This is a genomic window from Pseudomonas kielensis (assembly GCF_014236655.1).
GTDB lineage: Bacteria > Pseudomonadota > Gammaproteobacteria > Pseudomonadales > Pseudomonadaceae > Aquipseudomonas > Aquipseudomonas kielensis.
Genome location: NZ_JACMYG010000001.1, coordinates 381,761 through 388,748, shown reverse-complemented (window position 1 = coordinate 388,748; position 6,988 = coordinate 381,761). Strand labels below are relative to the sequence as shown.

The 6,988-nt window shown below is 60.5% G+C and carries 6 protein-coding genes; all 6 read left to right on the top strand.

Features of this window, described 5'->3' with window-relative positions; all coding sequences use genetic code 11:
- On the top strand, positions 1 to 1,186 hold a 1,186-nt coding region (locus H7995_RS01655; RefSeq protein WP_185817861.1), incomplete at its 5' end, for a lytic polysaccharide monooxygenase.
- Between the two features lie 221 nt (positions 1,187 to 1,407).
- Complete coding sequence (locus H7995_RS01650; RefSeq protein ID WP_166592086.1) at positions 1,408 to 1,944, top strand: type II secretion system protein N; 537 nt, start codon at positions 1,408 to 1,410, stop codon at positions 1,942 to 1,944.
- A gap of 3 nt (positions 1,945 to 1,947) precedes the next feature.
- Complete coding sequence (gene gspD, locus H7995_RS01645) at positions 1,948 to 3,843, top strand: type II secretion system secretin GspD (RefSeq protein ID WP_371927899.1); 1,896 nt, start codon at positions 1,948 to 1,950, stop codon at positions 3,841 to 3,843.
- Positions 3,840 to 5,315: a type II secretion system ATPase GspE gene (gene gspE / locus H7995_RS01640; protein WP_185817860.1), complete on the top strand. Its 1,476-nt coding sequence runs from the start codon at positions 3,840 to 3,842 to the stop codon at positions 5,313 to 5,315. The genes gspD and gspE overlap by 4 nt, the downstream gene beginning before the upstream one ends.
- 2 nt (positions 5,316 to 5,317) lie before the next feature.
- Complete coding sequence (gene gspF / locus H7995_RS01635) at positions 5,318 to 6,529, top strand: type II secretion system inner membrane protein GspF (RefSeq protein ID WP_166592089.1); 1,212 nt, start codon at positions 5,318 to 5,320, stop codon at positions 6,527 to 6,529.
- A gap of 3 nt (positions 6,530 to 6,532) precedes the next feature.
- Positions 6,533 to 6,988, top strand: a complete 456-nt coding sequence (gspG, locus tag H7995_RS01630) for a type II secretion system major pseudopilin GspG (protein ID WP_166592090.1) — start codon at positions 6,533 to 6,535, stop codon at positions 6,986 to 6,988.

Below are 6,988 nucleotides of genomic sequence, written 5' to 3'. Positions count from 1 at the left end.
CCTGTTTTCCGCCGTGGATGCGCAGACCGCCACACGTTGGCACCTGACTGAAATCAACGACCGCAACATCGATTTCGCCTGGACATACACCGCAGCGCACCCGGCGACCAAGCACGAATACTTCATTACCAAAAATGGCTGGAATCCGAACGAGCCACTCGCACGCGCCTCTTTTGACAGCGCGCCATTTTGCTATGTCGACGGCGGTAATGTTCTGCCCATTTCCGGAGCCAAGCACTCTTGCGTGATCCCCAATGACAAGAGCGGGCAGCATGTAATTCTCGGTATCTGGACCGTCGGCGACACTGATGCCGCCTTCTACAACGTCGTCGACGTCAACGTCCTGGCCGAGGCAGCGTTGCCGGGTGGATGGAACCATGTCGGTAACATAACCCCTGCCAGCACCCTGTTGCCGGGTGACAAGGTCAAGGCGCGCGCCTTCACTGCCAACGGTGAAAGTCCGTCGCACAGCGTCGAAATCGGCATCGCCTCGGCTGACGCCGGCAAGCCCGAGAAATGGTCGTTTGCACTGGCCGAGCAGATCAACAAGAGCCAGAAACTGGTGCGAGCCGGTGTCCGTGACGATGCAGGCAACATCGTACCAATCGAAGGCGAAAACAAGCTGTACGCACAAAAGGATAGCGGTGTAACCCGCTACGAAGTGCAGTTGAACATGCAGGAAGATGCGGCGGCACGTCTGATGGTCGCGTCACTGCAACCTGAATATGTACTGGACAAAGGTCAGGCCAAGGTTGATTTCGGGGTTATCGCTAACCGCACGATGAACATTGAGGCCACGTTGTTTGACCAAAACAACAAGTCGGTCGGCTCCACTGCGGTGCAGATGGACAGCGGCACGACAATGCAGTCCATAGATATTCGCAGTATCCCTGGCACGCACACTCTGACACTGGTGGGTACTACCCTGGATGGTCGGACCACTCGCCAGGACAATCGCACGGTCAATGTGACGGGTGAAGGTGGTGCGCATGAGTACGACTTCGAGTTCCCGAACAACATCGGTGAATACACCGCTGGGACCACTGTCCTGCAACCAAAGACTGGCAATGTCTATGAGTGCAAGCCGTTCCCTTATTCGGGTTACTGCAAGCAGTACAGCCCTGCGGCGAATGGCTATGAACCAGGAGTTGGCGCTCACTGGCATATGGCCTGGGATCAGAAGTAAGTTTAAGTAACAACTCTTCGGGTAGTCCGCTGCAGCGGGCCGTCCGAAGAGGTAGTTTTTATTTTAAGAGAGCAACAGTTTTATTGCGGTGAAGGCCTGGCGAGTACGGACTCGCAAGATGTACAAGCAGGTTTTCAGCGTTTTTTTTGTGGGTCAATGAACTTCATGTTTCGTTACTTGGCATGTCGTTGCCGGTAATGGACTGGGCAGGGTGATTTTATATGTCACTGGCGGTCTTTATCTCACGCTGGCCGGAGTTGCTTGCAAGTGTCTTGTGGATCTTGCCATTGGGTTACGGAGTTTATCTGTTCGATAACGAAGTCCGGACGCGCGACCATCTGCTGGCGCGGTCCGTCCTGCCAGCCGCGCCCGCGCAGCAAGCGCTACCGGCCATCGAGTTCAACCCCGAAGCCATCGCTACGGTACTGGGCCTGGCGGAACACGCCGCCAATGTGCGCAGCGCCGAACCTTTGACGTTACGCGCCAGCTTTGTCTCCAGCGCCGGCATTTCGCGGGCGTTGTTGGCGGGGGCTGACGGCGAACGCTTGTATCAGGTGGGCGAAAGTTTGCCAGGCGGCAGTGTGTTGCGTCGGGTAGAGGTCTCAAGAGTGGTGTTGTGGCGCAAGGGACGCGAGGAAGTGCTGACCCTGCAACCGGCCATTGAGCTTCGCGTGTTGACGCTCAACCCGACAACCCCAAGACCTGCGCCACCCCTTCTTCATCTTCGGCCAAGTGCTGATCTACCTCCGAGTCCCTGAATGATGTTTTCAATGCAAGTTGGCGCCGTCCGCGCACGGCTGCGTGTCCTGGCGCTCGCGACGCTGTTGATCCCGAGTCTGGGGGCGGCCGAAGAGGAGCGCTGGCAGCTGGCGATGAACAATGCGCAGCTGCGGGATATCGTCGAAGAAATGTCGGTGATTCTCGGCACGACGGTGATCCTCGATCCCAAGGTAGAAGGCCGGGTCACCGTGATGTCCCGGCAGGCACTGGACCGTGAAGGGGTGCGACGGTTGTTCTATTCAGTGCTGGATGCGCACAACTTCACCGTGATCGATCAAGGAGACCGCATTCTCATCACGCCGGTGACAGAGGCCAAGACCCGAGCCAGTCAGGGCGATTCGAAAGCAGTGGGTGACGGACAGTTTGTCACCGAAGTCATTGCCTTGGGCGCCAGCACGGCCGCCGATCTGGCGGGGCTGGTTCGACCGTTGGTCTCGGTCAACGGTTATGTAGGCCCCTCGGTTTCTGCCAACGCGCTGGTAGTGACTGACACCGCCAGCAATGTCCGGCGGGTCGGGCAGGTGGTGCGCCAACTCGACTCTGGAGTGCGCAACGCCCACAGCCTCGTGACGTTACGCCACGGTCTGGCGGGTGAGATCGCCAGTGTGCTGGAGGCTTCGCTGGGCAAGTCCGGTGCCGATGCTGGCAGCCTGGTGATTGCGGACAATAGGGCCAACCGGCTGGTGGTCGTTGGGCCGGAGTCAGTGCGCAAGCGCCTGGTCCAGTTGGCGCAGTCACTGGATGTCCCTGCGACCACCAAGCTCGACAGTGCCCGGGTCATTCGCTTGCACCACAGTGACGCCAAGCAACTGGCTGAAGTCCTGGATGCCCTGGGCCAAGGGTTCAACACTCAAGACGGCAACAAAAACACCAAGGATTCGTCATCGGCCAAGCCGGTCATGGTCAAGGCCGACGAGCGTCAGAATGCCCTGGTGATATTCGCCGATCCCAGTCAACTGCGTACCTTGGAAAACATCGTCCGCGAATTGGACCAGCCCCGTGCGCAGGTGCTGATTCACGCCGCTATTGTCGAGATCACCGGTGATATCGTCGAGGCGCTGGGTGTGCAGTGGGGCCTGGACACTGGGAATGCCAAAGGCCTCATCAACTTCCCGGGTACCGGTGTGCCGGTACTGGGAGGGTTGAATTTCAATGACAAGAATCCTGCTCCCGAGGGTTCGTTTTTGCGTCTCGGTGGCGGCAGTTTCAGCGCGCTGATTTCGGCCCTGGCGAGTAACAGCCGCAGCAACCTGTTGTCGACACCGAGTCTGCTGACCCTGGATAACCAGGAGGCGGAAATCATCGTTGGCCAGAACGTCCCGTTCAAGACCGGTTCCTACACCACCAACAGCAACGGCGCGGATAACCCGTTCACCACGGTCGAGCGCAAGGATGTGGGAATCAGCCTGAAAATCCGTCCGCACATCAACGAGGGTTCGCTGCTGCGTCTGGAAGTCGAGCAGGAGATCTCGGACATCGCACCCTCGGTGTCCGGTGTCGATTCGTCGGACCTGATCACCAACAAGCGCGCGCTCAAAAGCACCATCCTGGCCAATGATGGCGAGATCATCGTGATCGGTGGCCTGATCAAGGACAGCGTGCGGAGCCAGGAAAGCGGGGTGCCAGGATTGCGCAGCATCCCTTACCTGGGCGCGTTGTTCCGCTGGACCAAAGACACTCAGACCAAAAGTAACCTGATGGTGTTCCTGCGTCCGACCATCCTGCGTAGCCGGCAGGATATCGCCGAGATCAGTGAGGACCGCTACAAGGCCCTGCGTGAACTGAGTCAGCCCACGGACCGACAGAACAACTCGTTGTTATTGCCGAATGATCCGCATCAGCTGTTTGACCACAAACCTGAGCGCTCGACACCATGACCCGTCAGCCGGAGCACGGCGAGCAACTGCCGTTCGGCTTCGCCCGGCGTTCCGGGGTGTTGGTGGACGGTGCTGGCGAGACATTGAGCCTGTCGATTCGTGCCGACACGCCACTGACCGCGCTGGCAGAAGTGCGGCGGGCCATCGGCCGTCATCTGCCGTTGCAGGTGCTTGAGCCCGCGGAGTTCGCCACACGCCTGGCCAACACTTATCGCGAGGGGCAAAGCGCCGCCGAACAGGTCGCGCTGGGTCTGGACGACGAGTTGGACCTGTTGAGCCTGGCAGACCAGCTTCCTCAGACCGCCGACCTGCTTGAGCAGGAGGGGGACGCGCCAATCATCCGCCTGATCAACGCATTACTGAGTGAAGCCGTGCGTGAGAAGGCCTCGGATGTTCACCTGGAAACCTTCGAACAGTACCTGTCGGTGCGCTTGCGGGTGGACGGGCAATTGCGTGAAGTGCTCAAGCCGCGACGCGAGCTGGCCAATTTGCTGGTGTCGCGGATCAAGGTGATGGCGCGCCTCGATATCGCCGAAAAGCGCGTGCCCCAGGATGGCCGCATGGCCTTGCGCCTGGCCGGGCACGAGGTGGATGTGCGGGTCTCGACGCTGCCATCGGCCCATGGCGAGCGTGTGGTGCTTCGCCTGCTCGATAAACAGGCCGGACGGCTCGATTTAAAGTGCCTTGGCATGCCACCCGAAACACTGACGCACTTCGCCCGGATTCTCTCCAGGCCCCACGGGATTTTCCTGGTGACCGGACCCACCGGCTCAGGCAAGACCACCAGCCTCTACGCCGCTCTTTCCAGCCTCAACGACCAGACGCGCAACATTCTCACGGTGGAAGACCCCATTGAGTACCACTTGCCGGGGATCGGTCAGACACCGGTCAATCCTAAGGTGGAAATGACCTTTGCCCGGGGGCTGCGGGCGATTCTGCGTCAGGACCCGGACGTGGTGATGGTCGGTGAGATTCGTGACCGGGAAACTGCCGAGATCGCCGTGCAGGCCTCGTTGACCGGCCATCTGGTGTTGTCGACGCTGCACACCAATAGTGCGGTCGGTGCCGTCACCCGCTTGCTGGACATGGGCGTCGATGCCTACCTGTTGGCGTCATCACTGGTCGGTGTGCTCGCCCAGCGCCTGCTGCGCACCCTGTGCGCCCACTGCAAGGAGCCGTACCTGGCCGACGCCATGGAGTGCCAGCGGCTGGGCGTCGAGGCACCGGCGCGCGTGTTCAAGGCTCGTGGGTGCGCCCACTGCCAGCAAGGCTATCGCGGTCGGACCGGTGTGTATGAATTGATCAGCATGACGCCGGCGCTATCGGCACTGATCCATCAGGGCGCCAGTCAGCAGGACCTGGCTCAGGAAGCACGCAGGCACTCACCAAGCCTGTTCCAGGACGGGCAACGGTTGGTACTTGAAGGGTTGACCAGCCTCGATGAGCTCTTGCGCGTCAGCCGGGAGGATTAGGCGTGCCGGGATTCGACTACCGTGCCCAGGACTGCAATGGCCGTTCATGCCGGGGCGTTCAGGAAGCTGACAGCCCCAGGCACGCCCGTCAATTGCTGCGCGAGCGCGGGTTGTTGCCAAGCCATGTGGGGCCGGCAAAGCACCAGGGGACGCGCGCCCGCGGATTTGCCCACGGCACCTCATTGGCCGCTGGCGAACTGGCGTTGCTGACGTTGCAGTTATCCACGCTGATCCAGGCCGGCTTGCCGCTGGAGGAGTCCTTGCGTGCGGTTGCCGCACAGAGCGAAAAGCGTCGGATCAGTGCGTTGTTGTCGGCGGTGCGCACGCAGGTCATGGAAGGGCACGCGCTCGCGACCGCTCTGGGTGGATTTCCCCGGGCCTTTCCCGAGTTGTATCGCGCCACTGTCGCGGCGGGCGAGCGCTCCGGGCATCTGGGTTTTGTACTGGAACAACTGGCGGCCTACACCGAGGCTCGCCATGCGTCCCGTCAGCGCATCCAACTGGCATTGGTGTACCCAATGATCCTGATGGTCTCTTCGCTGGCCATCGTCGGTTTTCTACTGGGTTACGTAGTGCCGGATGTTGTGAAGATTTTTGTCGACAGTGGTCAGCCATTACCTCTGCTGACCCGAGGGATGATCCTGCTCAGTGACGGCCTGCGCGACCATGGCCTGCTGTTGCTGGGGCTGCTGGCGATACTCGGGTTACTGGCGCGCTGGGCCTTGCTTCAGCCCTCCCTGCGCCTGCGCGGGCACGCATTGGTATTGCGCCTGCCCTTGCTGGGGAAGGTGCTGCGAACCATGGAGGCTGCACGATTTGCCAGCACTTTGGCGATCCTCGGCAAAAGTGCAGTACCGCTGGTTGATGCCTTGGACATTGCCGCGGCCGTGATCGGCAACCTGACCATCCGCGCACGCATGCACGACGTCGCCCGCGCCGTGACCGAGGGCGGCACCCTGACCCGTGCCTTGGAGCAAAGCGGTGATATCCCTCCGATGATGCTGCACATGATCGCCAGTGGCGAACGCGCTGGAGAGCTTGACAGCATGCTGGCGCGCGCTGCCGAGCAGCAGGAAAAGACCCTCGCGGCACGCATCGGCCTGGTCGTGAGCTTGTTCGAGCCCGTGATGCTGGTGCTGATGGGTGGCGTCGTGCTGCTAATCGTCATGGCCATTTTGTTACCCATTCTCAGTCTGAACCAATTGGTGAGTTGATCAATGAACCCTGTCCCCCATTCAAATCCCCGCGCGCAGCGCGGCTTTACCTTGATCGAAATCATGGTGGTGGTTGTCATCATTGGTGTGCTCGGTGCGATCGTCGTGCCACAGTTCATGAGTCGTCCCGACCAGGCCAAAGTCACGGCGGCCCGGATCGATATCCAGGCGATCACCACGAGCCTGGAAATGTACCGGCTGGACAACTTCAGCTATCCCTCCACCCAGCAAGGGTTGGAGGCGTTGGTCAAGTATCCGCAAGGCGCGCCGGTGCCACGAAACTGGAACGCGCAGGGTTATCTCAAAAGTATCCCGGTGGACCCTTGGGGGACGCCGTACCAGTACCTCAACCCGGGTGTTCACTCGGCGGATGGCAGTTATGACCTGTACTCCCTGGGGGCGGATGGGTTGCCCGGTGGTGAAGGGAATGCGGCGGACATCGGCAACTGGGGGCATTGA

Excerpts from the sequence above, each read along its gene's own strand:
- gspE (WP_185817860.1), top strand. The coding sequence starts at position 3,840 with ATGACCCGTCAGCCGGAGCACGGCGAGCAACTGCCGTTCGGCTTCGCC.
- gspG (WP_166592090.1), top strand. The coding sequence starts at position 6,533 with ATGAACCCTGTCCCCCATTCAAATCCCCGCGCGCAGCGCGGCTTTACC.
- H7995_RS01650 (WP_166592086.1), top strand. The coding sequence starts at position 1,408 with ATGTCACTGGCGGTCTTTATCTCACGCTGGCCGGAGTTGCTTGCAAGT.
- gspD (WP_371927899.1), top strand. The coding sequence starts at position 1,948 with ATGTTTTCAATGCAAGTTGGCGCCGTCCGCGCACGGCTGCGTGTCCTG.